This window comes from Kordiimonas gwangyangensis DSM 19435 = JCM 12864, from assembly GCF_000375545.1.
Taxonomy (GTDB): domain Bacteria; phylum Pseudomonadota; class Alphaproteobacteria; order Sphingomonadales; family Kordiimonadaceae; genus Kordiimonas; species Kordiimonas gwangyangensis.
Map to the genome: position 1 here is coordinate 325,445 of NZ_AQXF01000005.1, position 25,076 is coordinate 350,520.

Sequence of the window (25,076 nt, forward strand, 5' to 3'; positions counted from 1 at the left end):
CAAGCCACGCGGGCGCACCCCCTTCATATTTTTCAAGGAGAACACCCATGAACATTGCCTTGTGGATCATTCAAATATTGCTCGCGCTGCACACAGCGGCGGGCGCAGTGTGGAAATTCAGCAATTCCGAACAGACGGTCCCGTCCCTGAGCGCGATCCCGCACAGCGCATGGCTTGCCATCGCAGCCGTGGAGCTTGCCTGTGTAATTGGGCTTGTTGCACCCCTTCTGTACCGGCCTGCAGCGATGCTTGCCCCCGCGGCGGCCATCGTCATCGCGCTCGAAATGCTGGCTTTTTCCGCGGTACACCTGAACTCAGGCACCACGGAACACGGCCAGATGGTTTATTGGCTTGTGGTGGCTGCTATTTGTGCGTTTGTCGCTTATGGCCGCTTGGTACTGAGCCCAGTCGCCTGAGCTTGCCCAATGGTGACGGCCCCTATTCCGTTCGCTTGCAGTCAAGGAAGAAGGGGTCAAACACCGCACCGATCAGGATATGGTCACCCACAGGTGCCGCGACACTGGAGCCCGAGAGCGGGTCACCGTCGTTGAGGTAAATCTCCTCAACGTCGAACCCCTTACCGTCAAACGTGGCGCGGATAACCTGCGATGGTGAACGTTTGGCACTGTCTTTCGCGTGCCCGGGGAATGCGAGCGCGACCGGATGCGCGCCAATCCACAGGCTGCCATCGGGCGCGATTTCAATATTGTCGGCGCCTGTGCGGGTGTCTGTTTCGGCGGCGCGGGTCAGCTTGCTGCCATCCGACGCGTCACGCTTATAGGCAAACAAGTGCTGGCCGGTGGTCTCCGCCACGAACAGATAGTCACCGTCCGCGCTCAGCGCAACGCCGTTCGGGTACGTAAGGCCACCTTCAATTTTCCAGATATTGAACTCGTTGCCGCGCGCGATACCGCCAAGCGGCAGGCGAACGAAGGTCTCCGCCATGCGGCCGAAACGGCTTTTGGCCCCCTTGTCGATAGAGGCATAGAAAGTATCAGCGCTATCGGGGATAACATCATTGAGGCTGAGGTCAGCCTCAGAGCGCACGGTGCGCACCAGATGGAGCGATGCTTCGCCAATCTCGAACACCAGCACTTCTGACGCGCTGTCGTCCATATTGGCGCCACCATCCGCACGGTTCGGATGATTCACAACAAAAAGCCGGTCTGCGCCTTCAGGGTTTTTCCAAAGGCCGATGCCGTGTGGGTGCAATTCCCCTTCGTAGTCGTGACTGAGCACAAGCGGGCTGGCGTGTGACCCTGCGCGGTAACGGTAGATACCGCCTTCCGCACTACCTGTTTGCCGCCACGCACGCCGGTCGTGGCTGGAGAGGTAGGCAAAGCCACCCTCCGCGTCATAGGTGATGTCTTCCACCCCCACGACACCGCCGATCTTTTCACAACTTCCCGCAAAATGTGGCTCGATTTCGCGGAACATGCCGCCGTCGCGCAGCAGATCGAGCACAAAAATGCTCACTCCCGCCACAACCACACCGGCACCAATCAGAATTTTAGAACGACGACGCATGATATTTTCCTCCCCCGACTCCACCTGATTCTAGGCCGCACGAACAGAATGGTCCAGAATCCATAAGGCCAAACACGCCTAAAAGGTGTATTATGATACCAAAATGGGCCGAATTCTGCGCCCTATGCCATAAGTTGCTTTTTTGGCTGGCATGCTACGGCAATTTGTTGCACAAAACCGCCGCTTCGGGGGAAGGGGTTTATGAAACTGGAACAAACATCGCTGGCAGTGCTTCTTTGGGCCACTTTTGGGGGCGCAATGCTCACGCTTGTCAGCACGCCGGCAGATTGCCTTAGCACGACCCTCAGCGCGCTGTCGGAATTCGGCCAACAGATGGTCGATCCGCTGAGCGCCGAAGATGGCGAAGCAATGCCGTTTGAGCCCAGTGAAAACGCCATGGCTGACGTGGACACAACGCTCACAAAAGCACGCGCATCCGGCAAGCTGGCGATGATTGTGCTGGGTGCCAACTGGTGCCATGACAGCCAGGGCTTTGTCGCCCATCTCAATAGCGCCGAGATGCAGGACGTGATCGCACGCAAATATGAAGTGTTGTTGGTGGACGTTGGCTACCTTGAACACGGCAACGACATCGTACAGCGTTTCGGCCAGCCGGTGGTGTACGGCACGCCGACCGTCTTTGTGGTCGACCCGAACGGCGAAGCGGTTGTGAACCGCAAGAGCATGCACCAGTGGCGCGCTGCCGCGAGCATCAGCCTTAAGGACACGGTCGACTATTTTGAGCACCAGGCCAACAGCCTTGAAAGCGCTGCGGAAGAGCTCGCGAAAGCCAACCTGAAGGCAGCACTGCACGATATCGACGTATTTGAAGAAAAGCAGGCTGAGCGCATTGCGCACGCCTATGAAATCCTCGGGCCCCTTGTGGCCTTGCCGCGTGACGAACGCCCGGACAATTTCTATGACATGTGGGAACAGGTTCGTGTGCTGCGCTACAAGCTGACGGACGACCTTGCCCGCCTGCGTGCCATTGCAAAGCGCAAAGCCGCTTACACTGAAGACGAAATACAGGTAGACTTGCCCCAGTATCCGGCCTTCTCGTGGGAGTGAGTGCATGAAAACGCTATGTCGCCTCGGACTGTTTATGAGCCTTATGGCCATGCCGTCCGCACTATATGCTGACGAGCAACCTACCGCTGACTATGGCACTATTCCGAATGCACGGGAAATTGAGCCGGGCCTTTTGACCGGTGGACGCCCAAGCAATGAGGATCTCGAACGCCTGAAGAACGCGGGTTACAAGAGTGTCATCAACCTTGAAGGGCTTGACGCCCATAGCCTCGCAGAAGCTGCGGCTGCCGATGAACTTGGTCTCAAGTACATTGCCATTCCGGTGACATCTGCCGATATCACACGCGAAAACGCCATCCGGCTTGATGATGCGCTCAAACTTTCCGGCACGCCGGTGTTTGTGCACTGCGCCAGCGGCAACCGCGCTGGTGCCTTGATGGCGCTGCGGGCCTATTTTGTACAGAATATGAGCCCAGCCGCTGCCATTGATGAAGGCAAGCGCGCGGGCCTCACCTCGCTTATCGGCACGGTCAGCAGCGTGATTGAAGAAGCCGAAGCCGCCAAAGGCAACTAGCTTTCAAGCACGGGCGACCCGCAGGCCGCCCGAAATCTTTATCTTACAGCGTTAGAAACGTGCGCGAATGCCGCCAAAGGCTGACGCGCCCGGCGTGCCGTACCCCAGCACTTGCTGGTAGTCAGCATCGAACAGGTTTTCAACACGGCCATAAAGCTCAATCGTGTCATTCAGCTTGTAGGCGGCGCGCAGATCAACACGGGTCCAGTCATCCACAAATGTGGTGCCGCTATCGAGTTCGCGCCCGTTATGAGTTACCGATACCGCGCCTGAGAGCTTCTCGGTCGGGGCCCATACAAGTGCGGCATAGGCCTGATGCTTCGGCCGGCGGGCAAGCAGGCTGTCCGTGTCGCGGTCCTTCGCGTCCGTATAGGTATAGTTGGCGTTGAAGCTGAGTGTTTCGGAGATATCAGCCGCGAGGGTCAGTTCAACACCTTTGGCGCGGGCGCGCGACACGTTCTGATAGCCACCAGTGAAGGTGAAGATGATCAGGTCTTGCGTTTTGCGGTCAAAGTAGGTTGCGCCAAGCGTGATACGGTCATCCGCCACGCTTTGTTCAACGCCCACTTCCCATGCTTCGGTCTGTTCCGGCTTCAGGTTCGGGTTCGGGTCAAAACCACAGCAGAAGTAAGTGAGCTGGAAGATGGTCGGCGCTTTGAAGCCTTCACCCCAGGTCGCGTGAATGCGGGTGCCGGTTTCTTCCACAAGGTAAGCTGCAGCAGCTTCAAAACTGGTGTTGCCGCCAAATGTTTCGTGGTCGTCATGACGCACACCGCCCGTGAGCGTAAGGCCTTCGATGCCCGTGTAGGTGACAGACCCGAAGATGCTATCGGTGCTGATGGCTTCCGGGTCCTGGCTGGCAGCTTTCACTTCCTCATGCTGCAGACCAGCGGTGAGCGAGACATCCTCAGACACTGTCAGTGTGCCGAGATAGTCCAGGTTCAGCCGTTCGCCGTTGGCACCGTAAGTTTCCGCGTCACCGATGAAGCTTTTGCGGTCAATCTCGGAATACTCAATGGACACCGTGTTGCTGAGCATGCCATCGAACAGGTCAAGGAAGCCGCGCGCTGCGAGCGCATATTCTTCCGACTTGCTGACTTCATTGGTATCACCCAGCGCGTAGGAGCCGTCACCCTGAAGGGCGAAACCGTCGATCTCCTTGTCAGAGTCGATATAGTTTGCATTCAGTTCAAGGCGGGCTGCTTCCGAAAGCTTGATGCCCATTTTGCCGCGCAGGGTAAGGCTTTCAAAACCGTCCCGTTCCGTGTTGCCATTCTCACGCGCGGCGGAAGAGATGCCGTCAGTGTCCACATAGGTGCCCGCGAGGTTGAAGCTGATGCGCTCGGTCCCACCCGATATATTGGCACCGGTGCGCAGCGAATTATAAGAGCCGTATTCCGCAAAGGCACTGTCACCCAGCGCGTCACCACCGGATTTGGTGATGATGTTGATCACGCCGCCCATGGCGTCCGAGCCATAGAGCACAGCCTGTGGGCCGCGCAGCACTTCAATGCGCTCGATACCGTTCGGATCGAGACCGGCGAAGTTATAGCCACCACCCGTGGCGGATGGGTCGTTCACCTGTACGCCGTCAATCAGCACCACGGTCTGGTCGCTGCTGGCGCCGCGAATGCTGACGGTCGCAACACCGCCGAAGGAACCGTTCTGATTGATGGTCACACCCGGCACGGACTGCAAGGCATCCAGCACGAAGCTATACTGCTTGATGCGCAGGTCATCTTCACCGATCACATCAATGCTTTTCGCAACTTCCGTGATGGGTTGCTCGCGGCGGGACGCCGTTACCACCACTTCTTCAACACCATCAAACATGGCTTCTTCAGCGATTGCTGCACCGGAAACACCGGCAAGCGCTGTCGTAAGCGCGAGCGAGACTTTAAGAGAATTCTTCAACACGATTATCACTCCATCTGAGCCCAAAAGGGCAAAAACTGCGCTGGAGTTTGTCGTGAAATCCGGACAAGCCCCGTACACAGCAACGAGCTTGTCGCCTGTACGGTTTGTCCGCTCTCACCGGTTGACCCGACCGCGAGATGGGCGACACGACGGCAGGTCTCCTGGCTTGTGGGTCATCGCTCCCCCCTCTCCTTCCCGGCCAGCTTGGGGCCAACCAGTGGATAATGAGGCGGTCGCTCGTCACTTACAGTTGCGGGTACAGCCACGGATTTGGCGTCAAGCCTCACCGCGTTCCCTCTTAGTCCCCATGCTGGTGGCACGGGGAAACCGTCTGGCTGTGCTGATACTTGATCCATCTGCCCTTGGCAAGCGGCACATCGTCAGAATGCGATTTAGCCCATTTGGGTCATGCCGACGCTTTCATGGCAGCGTAGGGTCGCGGACAGATGAGGAAACAGTGACTTTACGGGGTAAATATCATGACCATGCGAACCATCACCTGCGGTGCCGCTTTTGCATTTGTGACCGCCACCACGCTTTATGCGCCTGAGGCTGCCGAAGCAAAATCCTTCAAGGCGAAATATTACAAGGAGTGTTATCAGGGCGTGAAAGACGTGGCGCCGCTTGTGACACCAAAGGAAAGCATGAAAGAGAAGGCCAGCAAGCTCGGTGGGCTTTTCAGTTCGGTCGGTAGCCTCGCAGGGCTTGGCGGCTCGGGCGGGACGGCGATGAAAGCGCTCAATACCGCGAACAAGATCGAGAAATACAGCAGCATTGCCGAGAATGTAGCGGGCTACAGCGCCCAGATGCGCACCGAACATCCGGACCCCAACGACCGTTTCGCCGCCTACGGCGACCAGATGAGCAGCGAAGCGCGGGACCTTGAGAGCGTAACCATCGCGGTGAACGCATCGCAGCAATGCTATAGCGAGGCTTTTGCTGGGCTGAAGGCACAAGTGGACAGTGGCGAACTGAAAGCCAGCAAGGCAAAAAAGCAGGTGAAGGAAATTCAAAGCGGCGTTCGAGCATCCGGCGACGTGCTGATCCTTGCCATCGACCGGCTGAACAAGAACCTGAGTTCCTATGATGAAGCCCTGGCGGGTGAGCAGCAGTATATGGCGGCAAGCGCCGTGCAGGCCGCACCGGTCACGCAGGGCCACGCGCTACTTCAGCAAGCCGCGCTCAAGACCGGGTCTGCAAAAGCTTTTGCCGGTGCCTCCCACTTCGGTACGCTCTCGGGTCTCGCGAATATTGCAAGCGCGAATGCGACTGTGGGTGCACCGGCTGAAGTAAAAACTGCCAACCATGCCGGGCTTGAAGCCTTGGCGCAGTCGAGCCAGAAATATCTTGAGCTTAACGACCAAGTTCAGGAAACTGCGAACAGACAACGCTTGCTTGAGCTTGAGGTTAATAAGGGGCTTTAACGCCCCTTCCTCTCACGCCATGCTGTTATGAGTTTTCAAGACGCCAACATCACTCAGCTAGTCAGGCACAGCCATGCAAACAGGTGAAGCAAACAAATCCGCGCGCCAGAACGAGGCGGCCATTGTCATGGCCTTCTACAACTTCGCCTCCGAGCCGGAGAATTGGGATCAGGTTCTCGACATCATCGGCAAGGCAGATGAAGAGGCGCTAGAGATCCTGAAGGGTCACCTCGATCAGGCGGCGGAACTGAGCCAGAAGATTTTCAACGGCTTTCAGGACAATGAACTGCACGATACCGACTATGGCATTGTCGAGATTGACACCTTCAACATCATCTGCGCCTCAAACCGCACCGCACGGACCTTGCTTTATAACTATCTTGAATCCACGCTGAATGAAGACGATCTGGTCTTCAAGGACGATGCTCACCAGCAGATTTTCCTGGATGCGCGTGAAAGGCTTGCGAAGGGCGATGCGCATTCAACCCTGATGCGCTTTGACCTCAAGAAGGAGAAAACCACCCTTCTCGCGGTACTGATGCGCAACCCGGAGGTGGAGAGCGACGACCCGAGGAAAGCCAGTTCAAAAGCGAAACGGTTGCGGCTTATTTTCTCGCCCATCTCGTTCACGACCGACAATGGCGAGATATTGCGCACCGAGCTTGGCCTCACGCACTCCGAAGCGCGGCTCGCGCTTCACCTGGGCACAGGGTCGACTGTTGCGGAAGCGGCGGAGGAGCTGAACATCAGCATCCACACCGCACGCAATCAGCTCAAGGCTATTTACGCCAAAACCGGTCTGAACCGGCAATCGGAACTGATCAAACTACTCATTGAGCTTGGCCTTCTCAGCCGGATCCTGATCGACCAACGCCACACCTGGGTGGGCCCGAACGGCCAGCGTGACGCTGTCGCGATTGAGCCACGCAAATATTATATGCTGCCAGACGGACGCAAGATGGCCTACCGCCTGTATGGCAAGCTGGACGGTCACCCGGTGCTCGCGTTCCACTCAGGCCTCGCGTCCATTATTCCGCTGCTCTCGCAGTCCGAACAGTCGGCCAGTGCTGGGCTTGCACTTTATGTGCTTGAGCGCCCCGGTTTTGGCATGTCAGACAGCTGCAAGAACCATAGTTTCGAGAGTGTGTCTCAAGACGTGGCGGACTTTGTTGAGGGCAAGGGCTTCAAAAAAGTATCCATCATGGCGGAGGCCTCCGGCACCGCGTTTGCGCTGGCGGCCGCGCTTCGCCTGAACGGCAAGGTATGCTCGGTCACCATCACGGCGGGTGTGCCAGCCATGCCGCGCGGCCCGCGGGAGCGCAACGCAAACTTCTTCCAGTTTTTCTACCACCGCATCAACCAAAACCCATGGATGCTCAAAGGTTTCTGGCGCATTTTCAGGAATGGATATAACTACAAGATGGGCCGAAGCCTGATTACGGAATTTTATCCGCCCGGCTCGTCCGACAGGCATTTCGCTGAAGTCCCCCTTATTGAAGAACAGCTTATTCACAATACGCGGGAAAGCCTCGTCCGTACGAGCGAGGGGGTCGCCACGGAAATGATTTTCCGTGCCGGCAAGCCGCCCATCGATATTTCAGAACTACAGTGCCCGCTCATTGTCTGGCACGGGATTGAAGATACACATTTCTCGGCGGACGAGATCGTTGCTTATGCGGAAACCGCGCCCGAGGCGCATATTCGCATCAAAGACGATATCGGACACACGGTGATGTTCAAATACTGGGGTGACATCATGGAAGATATAAGCGGGTTCATTCATCGCTCTCAGACCCCGTGATCCATGACGACGCCCCTGTAGAGCCTTACCTGCCCCGGTAAGGCCCCTAAGGCCCCCAAGGTTCCCACCTTGGGGGCACCCCTTTTGCGGGCGCTTTAATTGCGCAGTTCGTTCAGGAAGCTGTCAGACCGCTTCTTGAGGTCACGCGATAGACGACCAAGTTCGGTCGCGGCATCGCTCAACTGGTCAGCGCTTTCAAGCGTTTGCGTCGCCGCCGCATTGACCTTGCCGATATTGAGCGACACATCCTTGGTACCCGCAGATGCTTCCTGAATATTGCGGCTGATCTCATTGGTCGCAGCAGACTGCTCCTCCGTCGCGGACGCAATTGCCGCCGCAATCTCATTGAGGGAGCGAATGGTGGTGGCGATACCCGACACCGCCTTCACGGTGGAGCTGGTGTTGCCCTGGATGGCGTCAACCTGATGGCTGATATCCTCCGTCGCTGTGGCGGTCTGTTTCGCGAGGCTTTTCACCTCACTCGCCACCACGGCAAAGCCTTTGCCCGCGTCACCCGCGCGTGCCGCCTCAATCGTGGCGTTAAGCGCAAGAAGGTTAGTCTGGTCCGCAATCTCGTTGATGAGGCCGACGACCTTGCCGATGGTGTCAGACGCTTCCTGCAATGTCTCAATGGTATGGGACGCGCCGTCTGCCTCGCTTGAAGCTGCTCCGGCCTGCTCGGACGATGCCTGCACTTGCCGTGCGATCTCCTCCACGGACGCCGTCAACTCTTCCGCCGCTGACGCCACGGTTTGCACGTTCGCGCTCGCCTGCTCAGCCGCTGCGGCCACTGCACCGGCCAGCGACTGGTTCTCGCGCGCCACCGTTTTCATGGTGCCTGCCACAACATCCACCTTGTCAGCAGCTTCCAGAAGGCCGGTGATCAGGCCGCCCACGCTGCTGGCAAAGGCATCGGTGATACGTTTGAGGTTGGCTTCCTCGCGGGCGATGGCCGCTTCCATGGAGGAAATGGTCTTGTTGATGGTTTCAGCGCCAGAGCCGAAGCTGCCGGTCATGCCTGTTGGCAGGAACTTGCGGTAAAATTGGCTACTGGACGCAGCATCAAGGGAGCCTGTGGCCTCGCGCACAAAGGCATCGGAAAGGTCGAGCACGCGGTTGAGGTTCGACATGCCGTCCGACAGGTGGCCATATTCGTCCCAGTCTTCCACGCGGGCTTCAAGGTCACCCGCGCGTGCGCGGTCCAACACGGTCATGATCTTGGCAAACGCGCGTTGATAGAGCGCCAGCTCTTCGGCCTTGCAGGCCACTTCACGTTCAAGGTTGGTTGCGCGGTCACGCATCTCCGCGCGACCACCGAAATTCTCAAACATTCGAACCTCCCACACCCCAGATGAATTCATCATATGATTTGCCCGTCGCTTTCAACTTTGACTGCAGCAACGCGAAACTAGCCTCAAGACCCGCACGCCGGTCGGTGTGCTTTGCCTCTTCGGCTTTCAGTTCCTGGTACAGCGGAATGATTTCCTGTACCGAAGCGCGGTTTGGCGCCCGCCGGTTCGAATGATAGCCAAGCACTTTGCCTGCCCCATCTCGCGACGGTGTGACATGCGCAACCACCCAGTAATATTTGCCCGTGGCAGACATATTCTTGATCAGCGCGAATATTTCGCGGCCCGAACCAATACTGTCCCACAGCAGCTTGAATACTGCGCGCGGCATATCCGGATGGCGGATGATGCTATGTGGTTGGCCTACAACATCAGATGTATTCATTTCCGCCAATCGGCAGAACACATCATTCGCATATAGGATTTTTCCGGTTGGATCTGTTTTGGAGACGATGATCTCGTCAGGACTGAAGGTAAGCTCCTGATCTACAGGAGTAATCTTTTGTTTCGACATAAACCCCACCTATTAGCAACCCATGAGTCTCATTCACGGTAGAGTTCTGAATACACCTTTAAAGTTAATAAGCAGTTTATCGAATAATTTATTAACCTTAATAGTTGTAAACGAATAATCTGTCAGAATCACTGACCTTAATCATTAAGTAATACCCTAATAATCCCAGAACCATTTAAGCTTGAGACTACTACCCTGACGTGGGCCGACCTCGGTTTCGACTAGTAAGTTCTTGGTAAGATCTATCTTCAACCTGGTTGCCGTCTCGCTAGATGCAGTAGAGGTCTCAACTTCCAGATAGATGTTTTTCCTCAAGTATTTACCGCCGGTAACGGTCGTGGCGTTCTCGTCCTCGCCTTCCGTACGACCGAAGGAAAGTGTATCGAGACCAAGCCCACGCCGAAGCTTACCAACAACATCGAAGCTGCCACCCCCACGCAAGGTATCCATCGCAACCACAAGTTCCGCCAGTTGGAAGGCCGAAAGGTCTGACACAGACTTACCCAGTAGAATGCGCGCAAGAATTTCATCCTCCGGCAACACAGGGGTCGATGTCAGCGCAAATTCAGGTGCGGATGACGGACCACTGATCCGCAGCTGCGCTTCAAGATTCGGCGTCGTGTGCACGGCAGTCACGGCAATATCAGGGTCAATGGTCTTGCCCCCCCGGAACGTAAGCAGGCCTTCTGTCAGTTCAAATGCTTTGCTGCCAAAGGTGAAAGACCCGTCGCGCACATTCATGCTGCCGGTAATTTCAGGGTCGTCGCTTGTGCCTGCTATCAACAGGTCGCCCTGCCACTCGCTTTTCAAGCCGCGACCTTCAAAGAAGAAGCGCCCAGGCACTTCAACCGCAATCGACAGGTTTGTCGGTCGATTTTTCACCGGCTGGTTCTGTGTAGTCAGGCCCGCCAGTTCTTCCGCACCATTGATCTCAATCACATCAATCTCGACCACGCTGCGCGGCAGTTCCTTAGGCATTTTCACGCGCATTGGCCCGGTCTTGACAGAGCCCGACAAAGTGGCATCGGTCTCCGTGCGTTCATACACAAGGGACGCAGAGGCATCACCGCGGAATTCATCAAGCCGCGCGACACGGAAATCTTCCATCTCGGCTGTCAACCTGCCAGGGAACGCCAGCTTGGACGAAAGCTCAAACCGGCCCTCGCCCGTCAGCTTGCCGTCCTCGCCGTCATTGGCGCGCAGTTCAGACAGTTCGATATGATCTTGCGTGCCAGTGACGTGCAGCACTTCAATTTCAGCGACCAGCCCAAGGGGGTCATATTCATAGTGCCCGTCCCGGAGGTTCAGGTCGCCCGCGAAGTGCGGGTCCGACAGTTCGCCCGACAGCGTCAGCTTGCCGTCAAGTTGGCCTGTGAGCATGTGCTCGGGCCGGCGTGCGAGCAGCCAGATGGGCGCCACGTCACCTTTCCATGTAAGCGCCATCTCAAGCGGCGCACCGTCGCGGATCGCATAGCCCTGCCGTCCCTGAAGCCGTTCATAAGGGAGGTTACCGGTAAGTTTGCCGAATTCGGCTCCGGCTTCCACAATCGTGCCGTCAAAGCTGATCGTGCCTTCCTGCATCGTGGCCGTTATACCGCCATCATAAGTATCTGGCGCCGCAGCAAGACGCCAGCGTGGCAAGGTAAGGCCGGTGAAGGAGACTTTGGCGTTACCCACCTCGGTGCCGCCGCTGCGGTCAAAGTCTATTATGGCATCAACCGTACCTGCCTCGACCGAGCCGGGCCGCGCCAGATTAACCATGGTCATGCTCAGACCACGCGCATCAAGCGTCAGCTTCATGTCTTCACCCGAAAGCGTACCCTTGGCGCTCAGGGCACCACCGGCGAGATCAAGCCCCGGGATGTCGACAAGCAGGTCCTCTTCCCCGCCCCAGCGCACGACCACAGCTTCCCGCGTCGAGGCCAAGGTGTCGCCATAAGCGGCATCAAAGGTTACATCCAAACCGCCCTGCCGTGGTTTGGCGGCGAGTTTGAGGTCAAAGCGGTTGCCCAAATAGCCTGTGAGTTCTGCCCGCAGCGGGTCGCTGTCGGCGGAGTCGCCCTTCACCGTAAGGGTATCGATCTTTTCAGCGCCGCTTGCGATATTGCTTGCAGCTAGGTCAGCCTGATAGCTGATGACCTTGCCGTCCTTGTCGAACGTCACAGTGCCTTGTGCCATCTCGATCCTGACCGGGAAATGGCCAGGGCGTGCCACCCTCAGGTCCTGCACATCAAGCACAAGACCTGCAGACATGCGCTCACCGCGCATGCTGAAACTGACATCCGCCGAGCCTTCGCCGCGCAGGTTGAAAGTCTCTTCCCTGCCCGGCGCAAGCACCAGCTTCAAATTCGCGTCCATGCCCTCATCACCGCGCCATGTCAGCGCGCCTGTCGCGTCTGCGCCCGGGGATGAAATCTTGATGGCATTCAGCGCAACCACGCCACCCGCGATACTGACGGGGCTCGTGACCTCGGTGTCACCCAGCGGGCTGAGGGCGGTGATTTTCATATCACCTGCAACACCGCCACCTTCACCCTGCTGCGGGGTGAGAGAGAGGGAGAATGCGGGCTCACTCAATAGCACGCCGTAAGCATCAAGGGACGCGAGTGCCGTTTCCACCTTGACGGTAGGCGCAGCCGCATCGCCCTGCACGCTGCCCTTGAAAGCGGTTTCACCGGTAAGCACAGCACCCTCACCCAGAAGCTTCTCGGTTTCGCCGACCTTGCCCTCGAATTTGAGGTCAAGCTGGCTGCCGCCAACCTTGCCCTGTGCGTCAATGTCCAGATTTGCGCCATCAAGCGCGGCGTTTTCTAGCGTGAGCGTGCCGCCGTCTGCAATCAGCACCCGTGCATTGATTGTGGGCGCAGGACCTAGAAGCTCGGCAATCGCCGCGCTTTCATAAGCGAGCTTGTTGCCCTTGATCGTACCGTTCAGCCGCGCGCCCGATGCAGTCACCCCACTTGAGGTGATATCAAGGTCAAGCTGCCCGGCTGTTAGCGCACCGCCATGCCAGCGCGCGAGAAAAGCACTCGGCACCACCGCCTTGCCGGACGCGGACTTGAGGCCCTTGGGCCCGCCTTCTGCTGCGACGGTCGACGCTTGCAAATCACTACCTTCAAGGCGCGACATCGCGACTTTCCAGCCCTCGCTTGCGATGTCATAGGACCAGTCGCCTTCCTCGGCCCGCACCCGCATTTCCTCAAGGCCCGGCGGCGTGAGCGTAACCGTAGCTGTTTCAACACCGCCTGACACAGTACCCTCTGCCACCCGCAGGTCACCCGTCGCCTCCAGCATCTTGAAGGTCATGCCCCTGGTGACAAGCTGGCCCGCTTTGGCGCTATAGTCCGTCAGGGTCAGATGGCCGCCCTCAAGGGTCACATGCCCTTCAGCGGCAATATCGGTAATCTCGACCGTGGATGTCTCGAAGCGGTCCAGCTCCGCGCTCAGCTTGCCTTCATCAATCGTCACGCCGCCCTCAAGCGACACGATGCCAAACAGGCTGGCCTGCAACCCAGTGCCGCCAAGGTCAACCATCACCTCAAGGTTATCAAGCGCATGCGGGTTTACGGTAACGTCCGCAGTCACCGCGCCGCCGAGCGACCGGGCCAACACATCCGGTACAAACGCGTTCTCGCGTTGCCGCAGCTTGATCTTCCAGATGCCGCCTGTGGCACCACCTTCGCCGGTCACGGCAAGCTTGCCCGGCACTTCGGCCCGAAGCGTGCCCTGCCAGGCCTTAAAGCTGCCGCTCGCCGCTGCATTAGCGCTGACGCTATCACCTGGCGCGAGGCCAAGAAGGCCGGTCACCAGCCCACCCTTGCGGGCGGACACGTCGAGCTTGAGGTCGAAGGCGCTGCCATCATCCGCCGCTTCAACGGTTGCTGTGACACTGTCGGTCCTGTCCGCATTCTCAAGCACAAGATTGCCGCGCACCCGGCCTGCAGCGTAGGACGCGCGGGTGAGGTCCAGTCGGTAGCTATCGCCTTCAAAGTTCACCGCGAGGTCCACGTCATCCGCGCGCACAGCAACCGGAAGCGAGCCGCCTTCACTCTCCTCGCCACCTTTCGGCAGGCGCGAAACCGTCACTGGTTGCCCGGAAAGTGTGTTTACATGGACTTCCCGTGACAGAAGCGCACTGGGCGACCACGCAATGCGCAGCTCCAGCGCGTCGAGCCACACGCCCTCAGCGTCTGATATGCGCAGGCCCCGCGCGGTAAAGTCACCGTATATATCACCCTCAATAGCGGTGATATCGATGCCAAATGTCTCACTATCGAGGTCGGCACTCAATGTGCCGGCAAGCCATTCGTGGCCGCTGTCGCTATTGAGCCACCACAGGAAACTTGTCGCCCCTGCAACGAGCAGCAGCGCGGTCAAGGTGATGCCCAGCGCAATACGCTTCAGCCACGCGAGGGCTGTGGTTTTATGTTCAGCCGCCCCGCTCAAAACGCCTGCCCCACACTGAGATAGATGGCCACCGCGCTCTCGCCTTCCTGCCGGTTGATGGGGAAGGCCACATCAAGCCGTACCGGCGCGATGGAAGTATGGTAGCGCACGCCCATGCCAGTGCCCCAGCGGAAGCCGCCAAAATCGGGTGTGGTGCTGGAATAGACCGCACCGCCATCAATGAACGGCACAAGACTGATGGTATTGGTGATACGCACGCGGGTCTCAAAAGCGACTTCGGCCACGGACCGGCCACCGAGCGGGTCACCGTCCGCGTCTTTGGGGCCAAGTTCCTGATAGGAAAAGCCGCGCACGGACCCACCGCCGCCCGCGAAGAAACGTTCGCTGAGCGGCAGCGTGTTCTCGCCCACACCGAAGGTGGCGCCCGCACGCACACGCGCCGCTAAGGTAATGCGGCTCATCGCTTCCGACGTGAAATAGGCGGAAGCGCGAAACTCGTTGGTCAGGAAAAAGAAATTATCGCGGATGAGTGACACATTGGGCTGCACCCGCAAGTGCGCGCGGATACCGTTTTTGGGATCGAGAAGCGAACGTGTGTTGTCAAAGCCGATGCCTGCGGGCACGCCAAACAGCACATATTCGTTCCGCGCGTCATTCTCGCGCACCTGATTGGCCTTGAGCGTGAGCCCGAGCGAGCCGACAAATTCGTCGCTCAGCTTGCGTTCGACCCCCGCGAAGCTCTCAAACAGCAGCTCCTTGTAGGCCGGTGTACTCTCGCGCCCGAGGCGGGAGTTGAGGATAAGCGTCTGGCCGTAGCGACGGAAATGCGGCTTCCTGAGATCGCCGGAGACTGTCTGTTCACTCTCCCCCAGCTTGGCGGAGAATTTGAGGTTTTCACCCCGCCCCCAAGCGTTACGGTTCGCCCATGAGGCTTCGGTCTCGAAGCCTTCGCCGGTGGAATAACCAGCACCAAGCTCGATACGCCGTGGCGGCGCCTCATCCACTTTCACAAGGATGGGTGCGCGAGAGTCCTCCTCGGTCGCTGCCTCATCCGGCTCCGCCACCTCAACGGAGGTGGAGCGGAAAAGGCCGGAGCCCATCAGTCGCTTGCGAAACTCATTCACCTCGGACTGCTCGACATATTCATCACTCGACCATGGGATCATGCGGTCAAGGTAGCTGCCCTCGGTGCGGTCCAGCCCCTCATAGCGCACGTCACCGAAGCGCACACGCGGACCTGTATCCACACGGTAGTGCACCGTCACCCCGCGGGTGGCGTGGTCCACGATCACCTGCCGGTCATCTGCAAGCGCGAAGGGGTAGCCCTTGTCACCAAGGAAGGACAGCAACTGCTGTTCGGCCGCAACGATATCCTCAGACCGCGCCATCTGGCCCTCGATAAGCGATGGCTGCGCATCCTCAACCGTGACTTCCTGGCCTTCTTCAACAAAGGTTGTGGTGATTTTCTCAATGCCGTAGCGGGGGCCGGGGCGCACAAAAACCACAAGGGTCACGCGCCCGCCCGTATTCTCCACCCGGCTGTCGAGCACGGCGTTATAATAACCTTCGGACTTCAGCACACGGCGGAAGGTTTCAAGGTCAGCGTCCAGGTTAGCGTCAAGCCGCGCGAGGGAGGAGATACACTCCCCATCGCTTTCCTCAAGGCGCGACACTTCGAGAAGCATCTCCCTGAGCGTTTTTGCCTTCTCAGGCGCGTCGAGCGAGAAATCGACCGCAAAGCCACTTTTCCCGCACGCGGGTTGCGCCGCCGCAGGCAGGGACATCATGCTCATGAAAAAAATTGCGGCAATGCTGGCCCGCACCGAGTTAACCCCCGGATTTATTGAGTTTTACCATAGTGTGAACGTCATGATTACCCCGCAAATGTGGCAGTTACAAGATTGTACAACGATGAGCGGGGGACCATTGCACGCACCTCCCGCATCAGTACCACCGTGGGTTCCAGCGGCGAGAACCCTTATCCATGCAGATTCAAATTGACCCTCGCGCAATAATATCAAAAATGGATCGCAGAAATTGTACCGCATCTGGGGGTCTGTATGGCGTTCGATTTTGGCTCGTCCGAGCTTTCCATCCGTAATCCGTTCAAACTGGAAGGCGCACTTACCTGCGGTCGGGGCCTTGTATCCCTTGCCCTTGGTGTCCTGCTCCTGCTGACCACAAAAGCGCAAGTGGCGGGCGAACCTTCCGCGACAGAGATCGTGGCCCTATTGGCCGGGGTGATTTTTGTCATCGTCGGCCTCGCGGGCACAGTGGGTGGCCTCTTTAAGCTGTTCCGTTTTTATGTCGGGCGGAATGTACCATCTGACCTGCCTCGCGCCAAAGATGCTCTCGACATCGCAAAAATGATCGAGGAGCGCGTTAATATTCATTTTGCGGAGCCTGTCGGCCTCGCAGCCCGCGCGGTTCACAGCCTGCTGCCACGGCTTCTGTTTGTGCCGGTTCCGGTCCGCCAACTGGCAGTGCGCGCATCCCACAATATGATTCTTACACTGTTCACTTTGGCGCTGATCATGCTCGCGAAAATTTCGGGCGGCGTGGGAGTCATTCTTCTGTCTGAGGCCGCGACTGGGTGGCTTTACCTCATGGGCGCGATCTCGATCCTCTTTATCGGGCTCAATAACTTCCCGCGCGCGTCAGTGCTGACGGACACCGACCTGCATCGGGGCAACATCGGCACGCTGGCTTTCTTCGTGATCGTTGCCGTGCTCGCACCAGTTGGCCTCTCCTATCTTGAGCATAACGAAGGGCTGCGCCTGCCCCCTGCTCCCCTTTCCGGTACCGGATGGCTTGTAGGTGCGACACTGCTTTCTGTTATCGTCTCGGTTGCGGTGGTTATGCTGTGCACACTCAGGGCGTCGGTCGCCAACCCAAAAACCGAGGTCGCTGAGCGGATCGAACACCTTGAGGTCGGCGTTCATCCGAGTGACCTGACAAGGGCGGTTGAAGTGCAACTGACCAAACATCGCTATCTCGAAATTCCCAACCGGGAATATTTGCGGGTCCGCCCCGAACTGACGTGGGAACAAGGTACAAATCGCGGCAAGTTTGCTGGCATTCAGATTACCGAAATCCAGCCAAAACCCGTAACACTTGAACTCCCACCCCAACACAAGCTGATCCAGAACATCTCCGGCGTCGCCGCGCACGTGCTGTTGCTCATTTCCGCGATCTGGACATTCTCTTATATCTCCTCGGCTCCATTCACCAATACGGGAGATTGGTACGAGGGCCTTTTGGTGCCGCTGACTCTTGCCGTTTATGCAAAATTCCTCGCGCAGGCCGTCCATGTTTTCTGGGCTGAAGTCTGCTTCTCATCCAAGCTTACCTACCTGCGCATGGAAGGCACTTTTACCGAAGCCAAGATCGCAACCGGCAAGTCGATTTACGATTCGACGCTCAGCGAAAACACGGTCATCCAATCCCGGCTGTCCTATTATCTGTGGACCTGTGAAGCCGCGACCTCGACCTTCGCTGCATCAGGACGGCAGAACCTTGAACAGACACGCTGGCTATTGGGCTTTACCAAGGACGAAGCCCTGTGTGACGAGCTGAACACAGAAATGCACCGGTTTGGCCAATCTGCGCAGAAGCTGGCGTCTGTCACCTCGGAAGAGGACCTTGCCAACATCGGCGCACTGGCTGGCATGAACAAGGCCTCGCGCGATCATAGCGCAAAAGCCCCGGTTATCGCTGCGGCAGAAGCGCAAGGCACCCTCCCCCCCACGAGTGGCACTGAGAGTACCGACTGACGATCCGTACCGACGCCTCCTGCCCCCCATGGACATCCTTGTCGCCACCGTCTTTAATGGCAAAAGGCGGTGGCGTTGGCACACCGCACAGAAGATTGGGGAGTTGCAATAATGATACGGAATATGGTCTCGGCCTTTTTGGCCGGTATACTGCTGACAGGCACGCTGGCCGCCAAAGACCTGGTCGTAAGGGCCCGCGAGCTTGGCATTGCGCCCGGCGTGCTGTCACCGGGCGCCCACAACGCGATCACTGATGTGGACGGCGTCCGGGTCGGGCATGTCACGCTGATGGAGGGCGATCACATTCGCACGGGCGCGACCGCAATCCTGCCGCATGGTGATAATCTTTATCAGAACAAGGTGCCTGCGGCTGTCGTTATCGGCAACGGATTTGGCAAGATGATGGGCATTAGCCAGATCCTTGAGCTGGGTGAAATTGAAACGCCCATTGTGCTCACCAACACCTTGAATGTGCCCGAAGCTGCAAACGCCATCATCGGTTGGACTCTCAGCCAGCCAGGCAATGAAGATGTAGGCTCCGTCAACGCCATTGTGGGCGAAACCAATGATGGGCATCTGAATGACATTCGTGGCCGCCACGTCACCCCTGAAATGGTGGTTGAGGCTATTGAGAGCGCCAAAGCTGGCCCAGTCGCTGAAGGCGCCGTGGGTGCGGGTACCGGCACAGTGGCTTTCGGCTGGAAAGGCGGCATCGGCACCTCGTCGCGCAAGCTGCCCGCCTCGCTCGGTAGTCACACGGTGGGTGTGCTGGTGCAGTCGAACTACGGCGGCATCCTGCAGATGGACGGCATTCCTGTTGGGGAAGAGCTTAATCAGTTTTACCTGCAAGACCATGTGGCAGACGACCGGGCAGATGGCTCGATCATGATCATCGTCGCGACCGACGCCCCGCTCTCTGACCGCAACCTTGAGCGTGTTGCCCGCCGCGCCATGGGCGGCCTTGCGCGCACCGGCGCATCGCTCACCAATGGCAGTGGCGACTATGTAATTGCGTTCTCAACGAGTGAGGCCGTGCGCCGCACCCCAGCGCGCCGGAGCGAGACGAGCCAGATTGCCGACGTGCCGAACGGCAATATGTCACCGCTTTTTGAAGCCACGATCGAAGCAACGGAGGAAGCCATTTACAACTCGCTCCTGATGGCCGGGGCAAACCATGACGGCAAAGGTTATAGACCGGGCGACAGCGGCGTGGCAGTGCTGCCGGTTGAGGAAGTACGGAAGCTGGTGAAAAAATATCACCCATAAGACAGGCCCCACGCAAGCACCTGAATAAAAAAGAAAACAACGAACGGATAACAGACGATGGCAAAAATAATCTTTGGCATGAATGTCTCGCTCGACGGTTATGTCGACCACGACAGGTTCGCGCCGGATGAGGTGCTGTTCCGGCACTGGACCGAACATGTGAAAGGCCTCAGCGGCAGCATCTACGGCACCGGCATGTATGAGATCATGAGCTACTGGGACACCGACGACGCGGCGTGGGACGACGATCACCGCGCGTTCGCCACCGCGTGGCGGCAACTACCGAAATGGGTCATCTCCAACTCGCTTGCGGCCACAGGGCCAAACACGACCCTCATCAAGCAAGACATTGAAAGCTTTGCCCGCACATTGAGGGCGGAACACACGGGCGAGATTTCAGTCTCCGGCCCCAAGCTTGCCAAAAGCTTCATGGACCTCGGCCTCATTGACGAATACCGGCTCTATACGCACCCCGTCATCCTCGGCAGCGGCGCACCCCTGTTCCCCGGCCCCGGCCCGCGCCTGCGCCTTGTGGCTCAGGACCGTATCGGCAATGAGGTGATCAGGCTCACCTACGTGCCTGCATGATGTGACGCTTGTGCAGGAGACATAAAAAAAGCCACCGTGGCAGGTGGCTTTTTAAGTGGCGGAGAGGACGGGATTCGAACCCGCGAGGGGCGTTAGCCCCAACTCGCTTAGCAGGCGAGCGCCTTAAGCCACTCGGCCACCTCTCCGCCGCCGTGAATACCCAAGGCCCTCCCCCGAGTCAACGACACAATCTCGCGCGGCATAAAAAAAATTTGGCGCCGTTCCCAATCCGCAAAAATTCGACAGCAAGCTTCCATTGCCAAGCCCCCGTCTGATGTGCACAAATATCCGCCAAAAGCGACCATCACAAAATCAGCTCACGGGGAGTAGACACATGAAATACCTGAAACACACCGCCGCCTTCATGCTGGCGACAGCTATCAGCGCGCCGGGCATGGCAAGCGACCTGAACAAAGAAGTTGCCGACGATTACGGCTACCTTGAGAGCCTGTTCCTGGACTTCCACAAAAACCCGGAACTTTCCTTCCGCGAGACCCGCACGTCGGCCAAGATTGCGGATGAGCTGAAGGGCCTTGGTTTTGATGTCACCACTGGCGTGGCTGGCACAGGCGTGGTTGCCATGATGAAAAATGGTGACGGCCCCCTCGTGATGGTGCGCGCCGACATGGACGGCCTGCCAGTCAAGGAAAACACCGGCCTTGAATACCAATCCACGGTTACCCAAACGGACATGAACGGCGTTGAGATGCCGGTGATGCATGCCTGCGGCCACGACATGCACATCACGAGCCTCATTGGCACCGCGCGCCGCCTTGTGGCGCACAAGGACAAATGGTCCGGCACCCTGATGCTGGTGGGCCAACCGGCGGAAGAAGTGATCTCGGGCGCGAAGGCGATGATCAAGGACGATATCTATGGCCGCTTCGGTGTGCCGGATTATGCGCTGGCGCTTCATGTGGCGGCAGGTGTGCCTGCGGGCAAGGTTGTCTATAAGCCGGGCATCATGTTCTCGTCGTCTGACAGCGTGCACATCACCGTGCACGGCGTGGGCACCCACGGCGCGTCCCCGCACCAAGGCAAGGACCCGATCGTGATTGGCGCGCAGATCGTGAACGCGCTGCAGACGCTGGTCTCGCGCGAGATTTCGCCACTGTCGCCGGGTGTTGTGACCGTGGGCACCTTCCACGCGGGCACCAAGAACAACATCATCTCGGACGAGGCCAAGCTGACCCTGACTGTGCGCTCGAACGACGAAGAAGTGCGCGCGCAGCTGCTTCAAGGCATCAAGCGCATTGCCGAGAACACTGGTCGTGTCGCTGGCCTGCCGGAAGACATGCTGCCGACCGTCGAGCTTTCAGTGACAAGCGCACCGACGACGGTGAACGACGACGCACTGACCGCGCGTGTTGATGCAGCACTCAAGGAAAAGCTGGGCGAAGACAAGCTGCTGCCATACGTGCAGCGCGGCATGGGCGCGGAGGATTTCTCCGAGTTCACCATGACCGAAGAAGACGTGCCGGGCTTCTATTTCTATGTGGGCGGCACCCTGCCCGAGTGGTTCGAGGAAGCGAAAAACGGCGGCCCTGCGGTTGCTGGCCACCACTCGCCCTTCTTCAAGATCGCGCCTGAGCCTTCGATCAAGGCCGGTGTTGAGGCCATGACCATCGCGGTCATGGACCTGATGAAAAAGTAAGGAGAGCCATCATGGTGCAGCCCTTCCATCTTGCCGTACCCGTTGATGACCTTGCGGCCGCGCGGGCCTTCTATGGTGATATGATGGGCTGCCCCGAGGGGCGGTCGTCCGACCGGTGGGTGGATTTCGATTTCTTCGGCCACCAGTTTGTAGTGCATCTCGGCACCCCCGTCGGTCAGCCGGACCATAACGATGTGGACGGCAAGGCGGTGCCCAGCTTCCACTATGGTGTGGTGCTCGACTGGGAAGACTGGCACAGCCTCGCAACGCGGCTAGCGGCGGCTGAGGTTGAATTCATCATCGAGCCCGGCATCCGGTTCGAGGGAGAGGTGGGTGAACAGGCCACCATGTTCTTCCTCGACCCCGCCGGCAATGCGCTTGAATTCAAGGCCTTCAAGGACCCAAGCCAACTGTTCGCGAAGTGAGGTGAAAGATGGGCAGGCTATCGAAAGACAATCCCTACCGTATTTTCCCGCCGCACCTGATGATCCTTGCGGCCATCGCGATGCATATTCTGGGGCGGATGGAGACCGGGCAGTCGTTCGCGCATTTTTACGGCCTGCCGCTCTGCGCTTTTGCGGTGTGGATGGCGTTCCGGGAGAAGAACCGGTTCATCGCATCCGGCACCACATTCTTCCCGGGCGAGCGATCAGAAAAGCTCGTGACGGGTGGCGCTTACAGATACACGCGCAACCCGATGTATCTGGCGATGGTGCTTTTGCTAGTGGGCCTGTGGCCCCTCACCGGCGGGTGGTCGCCGGTGATCCCGATCATCGCCTTCATTGCACTCATCCAGCATTATTTCATCCGCCGGGAGGAACGTATGCTCACCGAAGCTTTCGGTGAGGAATACCTGGCCTATAAGGCAAGCGTCAGGCGCTGGATTTAAGCTTCGCGACCTCTGGCCGCCACGCAAGCATGGCTTCCATCATGCGGCGGATGGGTGCGGCGACTTTGTTCGCGAGCTCCTCCCGGTACGCGAACGGATGGCTCTCGTCCATGTATGTCACCTGCGCCAGCTCAAGCTGGATGGCGTGGACGTCATCCAGCGGGCTGCCATAACGGCGGGTGATGTAACCACCCTTGAAGCGACCGTTGAGCACACTGGTGAAACCTGCGGCTTCCCGCGCGGCGGCATAAACCTGTTCGGCAAGGACAAGGTCACAGGACGCGCCGTCATTGGTGCCAAGGTTGAGGTCCGGCAGGCGGCCATCAAAGAAACGCGGCACGTGGGAGCGGATGGAGTGTGCGTCCCACAGAAGCGCATAGCCGTGCATGGCCTTCACGCGCTCAAGCTCCGCCATCAGGGCGGTATGGTACGGGTGCCAATAGGTCTCAGCGCGTTCCCGCACTTCCACACTGTTTGGTTCCTCACCCGGCTTGTAGATCGGCTCTTCAGCGAAAGTGCTGGTGGGGCACAGTTCAGTGACGTTCTGGCCGGGGTACAGGCTTTTGCCCGACGGGTCGCGGTTGAGGTCGATCACATAGCGTGAAAATTCAGCCGACAGCACCGTGGCATCAAGGTCAGTGAGGAAGCCGTAAAGGCGCGGCAAATGCCAGTCGGTATCCGCGATCTGGCAAGCAGCAGCTGTCATGCGCCCGGCGAACGGGCCGAGCGCTTCACCGCAATGCGGCATGGAAACAACGAGGGGACTATCGCCCCGGCTCAGATTATACTTGGCACTCAAAATCTAATGCTCCCGAGGTGGGTCGAGGGCAGCAGCGTATCCACAAATCGGTTGAGGGTGCCTGCCGCTACCAAGCGACGCACGGCTTCTATATCCGGCGCAAAATACCTGTCTTCCTCGTAAAAATCCACCAATTCCCGAATGAGGGCATGCACGCTCTCAAGCGTCTCGCTGGACCGGAGCGGCCTGTGGAAGTCAACCCCTTGCGCCGCCGCGAGAAGTTCGATGGCGATCACCGCGCCCGCGTTCTCGGCCATGTCATGCAGGCGGCGTCCGGCGAAGGTCGCCATCGATACATGGTCCTCCTGCCCCGCGGACGTGGGGATCGAATCGACACTCGCGGGGTGGGCGTAGGTCTTGTTCTCGCTCACCAGCGCAGCGGTCGTAACCTGCGCGATCATGAAGCCGGAGTTGAGGCCACCGTCCTTGACGAGGAACGCCGGCAGGCCAGACATCTTGGGGTCCACCAGCAGACTGGTGCGACGTTCAGAAATCGATGCGATCTCGGACACCGCGATTGCCAGCATGTCAGCGGCCATCGCCACCGGTTCGGCGTGGAAGTTACCGCCGGAAAGGATGTCACCCTCATCGGGGAAGATAAGCGGGTTGTCGGTCACCGCGTTGGCTTCGGTGAGCAGGGTTTCTGCCGCCTGCCGCATCACACCAAGCGCGGCGCCCATCACCTGTGGCTGACAGCGGAGGCTATAAGGGTCCTGCACTTTTTCGCAGTCGTCATGACTGTGGCGGATCTCGGACCCCTCAAGCAGCGCGCGGTAGGTGGCCGCGGTATCGATCTGCCCCTGCTGGCGACGCACGGCATGGATGCGTGCATCAAAGGGCACATCGCTGCCTTTCATCGCGTCGACACTCATCGCGCCCGCGACCATGGCGGAAGCAAACACATTCTCGATCTCGAACAGACCCGAGAGCGACAGCGCGGTTGAAACCTGCGTGCCATTGAGAAGCGCGAGGCCTTCCTTGGCTTCAAGCGCCATGGGCTCAAGCCCCGCGAGCTTGAGGCCGTCCTTGGCCGGCATCACCTTGCCCGCATGGCGCACCTCGCCGTAACCCAGCAGCACCGCGGACATATGCGCGAGTGGTGCCAAATCGCCCGATGCACCAACCGAACCCTTCGCCGGGATGACCGGGTATACCTCATGGGCAAGCAGCGCCAGAAGTGCATCAATCAGTTTGGGCCGCACGCCCGAATGCCCCTGCGCGAGTGAGGTGGACTTGAGCGCCAGCACAAGCCGCACGACGCCGTCTTTGAGCGGTTCGCCCGTGCCGGTCGCGTGCGAGAGCACAAGGTTTTCCTGCAGGCGTTCCACATCGGCCGATTTGATGCGCGTGTTCGCCATCAGGCCGAAGCCTGTGTTGATGCCGTAAGCGGTCTCGCCGCGACTGATGAGGTCGGTCACCGTTTTGCGGGCTTCCTCGATCCGGCCCTGGTCGGACCGGTCAAGCGCCAGTTCTGTCGGTTTCTCGTATATATGCCTCAGGTCCTGAAGGCTGAACTCACCCGCTTTGCGGACCATCTGATGTTTGCTCATAAACTGCCCTACTCT

19 protein-coding genes, 1 tRNA gene and 1 riboswitch are annotated in these 25,076 nt (G+C 58.6%); of the genes, 11 read left to right on the plus strand and 9 right to left on the minus strand.

Going from position 1 to position 25,076, the window contains the following annotated elements:
- The first annotated feature begins 47 nt into the window (after window positions 1-47).
- Window positions 48-416: a DoxX family protein gene (locus B150_RS0115570; protein WP_020400873.1), complete on the plus strand. Its 369-nt coding sequence runs from the start codon at window positions 48-50 to the stop codon at window positions 414-416.
- Between the two features lie 22 nt (window positions 417-438).
- On the opposite strand, the gene B150_RS0115575 is transcribed toward B150_RS0115570, so the two are convergent.
- Window positions 439-1,527, minus strand: a complete 1,089-nt coding sequence (locus B150_RS0115575) for an SMP-30/gluconolactonase/LRE family protein (protein WP_020400874.1) — start codon at window positions 1,525-1,527, stop codon at window positions 439-441.
- 201 nt (window positions 1,528-1,728) lie between these two features.
- On the opposite strand from B150_RS0115575, the gene B150_RS22605 reads away from it, so the two are divergent.
- Both B150_RS22605 and B150_RS21430 read left to right on the plus strand, forming a co-directional pair.
- Window positions 1,729-2,595, plus strand: coding sequence for a thioredoxin family protein (locus B150_RS22605; RefSeq protein WP_020400875.1), 867 nt, complete (start codon window positions 1,729-1,731; stop codon window positions 2,593-2,595).
- 4 nt (window positions 2,596-2,599) lie between these two features.
- On the plus strand, window positions 2,600-3,130 hold the full coding sequence (locus B150_RS21430) for a protein tyrosine phosphatase family protein (protein ID WP_081611489.1): 531 nt from the start codon (window positions 2,600-2,602) through the stop codon (window positions 3,128-3,130).
- Window positions 3,131-3,181: 51 nt separating this feature from the next.
- Here B150_RS21430 and B150_RS0115590 read toward each other — a convergent pair whose 3' ends face one another.
- Complete coding sequence (locus tag B150_RS0115590; protein ID WP_020400877.1) at window positions 3,182-5,047, minus strand: TonB-dependent receptor plug domain-containing protein; 1,866 nt, start codon at window positions 5,045-5,047, stop codon at window positions 3,182-3,184.
- A 134-nt stretch (window positions 5,048-5,181) separates the two neighbouring features.
- A riboswitch (cobalamin riboswitch) is annotated at window positions 5,182-5,394 on the minus strand.
- A gap of 132 nt (window positions 5,395-5,526) precedes the next feature.
- On the opposite strand from B150_RS0115590, the gene B150_RS0115595 reads away from it, so the two are divergent.
- Together B150_RS0115595 and B150_RS0115600 are read left to right on the plus strand one after the other, a co-directional pair.
- Entirely contained in the window at window positions 5,527-6,471 is a 945-nt protein-coding gene (locus B150_RS0115595) for a hypothetical protein (RefSeq protein ID WP_020400878.1), read from the plus strand.
- 73 nt (window positions 6,472-6,544) lie between these two features.
- The gene (locus B150_RS0115600; RefSeq protein WP_020400879.1) at window positions 6,545-8,272 is read left to right on the plus strand and encodes a bifunctional helix-turn-helix transcriptional regulator/alpha/beta hydrolase; all 1,728 of its coding nucleotides are present in this window, start codon (window positions 6,545-6,547) and stop codon (window positions 8,270-8,272) included.
- Window positions 8,273-8,367: 95 nt separating this feature from the next.
- Here B150_RS0115600 and B150_RS21435 read toward each other — a convergent pair whose 3' ends face one another.
- The 4 genes from B150_RS21435 to B150_RS0115620 form a co-directional block, all read right to left on the minus strand.
- Window positions 8,368-9,603: a methyl-accepting chemotaxis protein gene (locus tag B150_RS21435; RefSeq protein WP_020400880.1), complete on the minus strand. Its 1,236-nt coding sequence runs from the start codon at window positions 9,601-9,603 to the stop codon at window positions 8,368-8,370.
- On the minus strand, window positions 9,596-10,135 hold the full coding sequence (locus B150_RS0115610) for a PAS domain-containing protein (RefSeq protein ID WP_020400881.1): 540 nt from the start codon (window positions 10,133-10,135) through the stop codon (window positions 9,596-9,598). The genes B150_RS21435 and B150_RS0115610 overlap by 8 nt, the downstream gene beginning before the upstream one ends.
- Window positions 10,136-10,291: 156 nt before the next feature.
- Window positions 10,292-14,581 carry a translocation/assembly module TamB domain-containing protein gene (locus B150_RS0115615; protein WP_020400882.1) on the minus strand — a complete coding sequence of 1,430 codons (4,290 nt, stop codon included), beginning with the start codon at window positions 14,579-14,581 and terminating at the stop codon, window positions 10,292-10,294.
- Complete coding sequence (locus tag B150_RS0115620) at window positions 14,578-16,335, minus strand: autotransporter assembly complex protein TamA (RefSeq protein WP_155860095.1); 1,758 nt, start codon at window positions 16,333-16,335, stop codon at window positions 14,578-14,580. The genes B150_RS0115615 and B150_RS0115620 overlap by 4 nt, the downstream gene beginning before the upstream one ends.
- A 267-nt stretch (window positions 16,336-16,602) precedes the next feature.
- Between B150_RS0115620 and B150_RS0115625 the strand changes: the two genes are divergently transcribed.
- The 3 genes from B150_RS0115625 to B150_RS0115635 all read left to right on the plus strand — a co-directional run bounded on the left by B150_RS0115625 (window position 16,603) and on the right by B150_RS0115635 (window position 20,169).
- Entirely contained in the window at window positions 16,603-18,315 is a 1,713-nt protein-coding gene (locus B150_RS0115625; protein WP_020400884.1) for a hypothetical protein, read from the plus strand.
- A gap of 111 nt (window positions 18,316-18,426) precedes the next feature.
- Window positions 18,427-19,581 carry a DmpA family aminopeptidase gene (locus B150_RS0115630; protein WP_211205948.1) on the plus strand — a complete coding sequence of 385 codons (1,155 nt, stop codon included), beginning with the start codon at window positions 18,427-18,429 and terminating at the stop codon, window positions 19,579-19,581.
- Window positions 19,582-19,638: 57 nt separating this feature from the next.
- Entirely contained in the window at window positions 19,639-20,169 is a 531-nt protein-coding gene (locus B150_RS0115635; protein WP_020400886.1) for a dihydrofolate reductase family protein, read from the plus strand.
- 56 nt (window positions 20,170-20,225) lie between these two features.
- On the opposite strand, the gene B150_RS0115640 is transcribed toward B150_RS0115635, so the two are convergent.
- Window positions 20,226-20,315 (minus strand) — tRNA-Ser (locus tag B150_RS0115640).
- Between the two features lie 188 nt (window positions 20,316-20,503).
- Here B150_RS0115640 and B150_RS0115645 point away from each other — a divergent pair.
- The 3 genes from B150_RS0115645 to B150_RS22610 are packed head-to-tail and all read left to right on the plus strand — an operon-like array spanning window position 20,504 to window position 22,712.
- On the plus strand, window positions 20,504-21,823 hold the full coding sequence (locus B150_RS0115645) for an amidohydrolase (RefSeq protein WP_020400887.1): 1,320 nt from the start codon (window positions 20,504-20,506) through the stop codon (window positions 21,821-21,823).
- A gap of 11 nt (window positions 21,824-21,834) precedes the next feature.
- Window positions 21,835-22,248: a VOC family protein gene (locus tag B150_RS0115650; RefSeq protein WP_020400888.1), complete on the plus strand. Its 414-nt coding sequence runs from the start codon at window positions 21,835-21,837 to the stop codon at window positions 22,246-22,248.
- Between the two features lie 8 nt (window positions 22,249-22,256).
- Window positions 22,257-22,712, plus strand: coding sequence for a methyltransferase family protein (locus B150_RS22610; RefSeq protein ID WP_020400889.1), 456 nt, complete (start codon window positions 22,257-22,259; stop codon window positions 22,710-22,712).
- Here the strand turns inward: B150_RS22610 and hutG are convergent.
- Window positions 22,696-23,514 (minus strand): N-formylglutamate deformylase, encoded by an 819-nt coding sequence (hutG, locus tag B150_RS0115660; protein ID WP_025895757.1) that lies wholly within the window; start codon window positions 23,512-23,514, stop codon window positions 22,696-22,698. The two genes, B150_RS22610 and hutG, sit on opposite strands and share 17 nt — an antisense overlap.
- Window positions 23,508-25,061: a histidine ammonia-lyase gene (hutH, locus tag B150_RS0115665; RefSeq protein ID WP_020400891.1), complete on the minus strand. Its 1,554-nt coding sequence runs from the start codon at window positions 25,059-25,061 to the stop codon at window positions 23,508-23,510. The genes hutG and hutH overlap by 7 nt, the downstream gene beginning before the upstream one ends.
- Between the last annotated feature and the right edge of the window lie 15 nt (window positions 25,062-25,076).

Bases quoted from the DNA above. Each gene is read 5' to 3' on its own strand.
- B150_RS0115635 (WP_020400886.1), top strand. From the start codon at position 19,639: ATGGCAAAAATAATCTTTGGCATGAATGTCTCGCTCGACGGTTATGTC.
- B150_RS0115570 (WP_020400873.1), top strand. From the start codon at position 48: ATGAACATTGCCTTGTGGATCATTCAAATATTGCTCGCGCTGCACACA.
- B150_RS0115625 (WP_020400884.1), top strand. From the start codon at position 16,603: ATGGCGTTCGATTTTGGCTCGTCCGAGCTTTCCATCCGTAATCCGTTC.
- B150_RS0115645 (WP_020400887.1), top strand. From the start codon at position 20,504: ATGAAATACCTGAAACACACCGCCGCCTTCATGCTGGCGACAGCTATC.
- B150_RS0115600 (WP_020400879.1), top strand. From the start codon at position 6,545: ATGCAAACAGGTGAAGCAAACAAATCCGCGCGCCAGAACGAGGCGGCC.
- B150_RS0115650 (WP_020400888.1), top strand. From the start codon at position 21,835: ATGGTGCAGCCCTTCCATCTTGCCGTACCCGTTGATGACCTTGCGGCC.
- B150_RS22610 (WP_020400889.1), top strand. From the start codon at position 22,257: ATGGGCAGGCTATCGAAAGACAATCCCTACCGTATTTTCCCGCCGCAC.
- B150_RS0115630 (WP_211205948.1), top strand. From the start codon at position 18,427: ATGATACGGAATATGGTCTCGGCCTTTTTGGCCGGTATACTGCTGACA.
- B150_RS21430 (WP_081611489.1), top strand. From the start codon at position 2,600: ATGAAAACGCTATGTCGCCTCGGACTGTTTATGAGCCTTATGGCCATG.
- B150_RS0115575 (WP_020400874.1), bottom strand. From the start codon at position 1,527: ATGCGTCGTCGTTCTAAAATTCTGATTGGTGCCGGTGTGGTTGTGGCG.
- hutH (WP_020400891.1), bottom strand. From the start codon at position 25,061: ATGAGCAAACATCAGATGGTCCGCAAAGCGGGTGAGTTCAGCCTTCAG.
- B150_RS0115610 (WP_020400881.1), bottom strand. From the start codon at position 10,135: ATGTCGAAACAAAAGATTACTCCTGTAGATCAGGAGCTTACCTTCAGT.
- B150_RS0115595 (WP_020400878.1), top strand. From the start codon at position 5,527: ATGACCATGCGAACCATCACCTGCGGTGCCGCTTTTGCATTTGTGACC.
- B150_RS22605 (WP_020400875.1), top strand. From the start codon at position 1,729: ATGAAACTGGAACAAACATCGCTGGCAGTGCTTCTTTGGGCCACTTTT.
- B150_RS21435 (WP_020400880.1), bottom strand. From the start codon at position 9,603: ATGTTTGAGAATTTCGGTGGTCGCGCGGAGATGCGTGACCGCGCAACC.
- B150_RS0115620 (WP_155860095.1), bottom strand. From the start codon at position 16,335: ATGAGCATGATGTCCCTGCCTGCGGCGGCGCAACCCGCGTGCGGGAAA.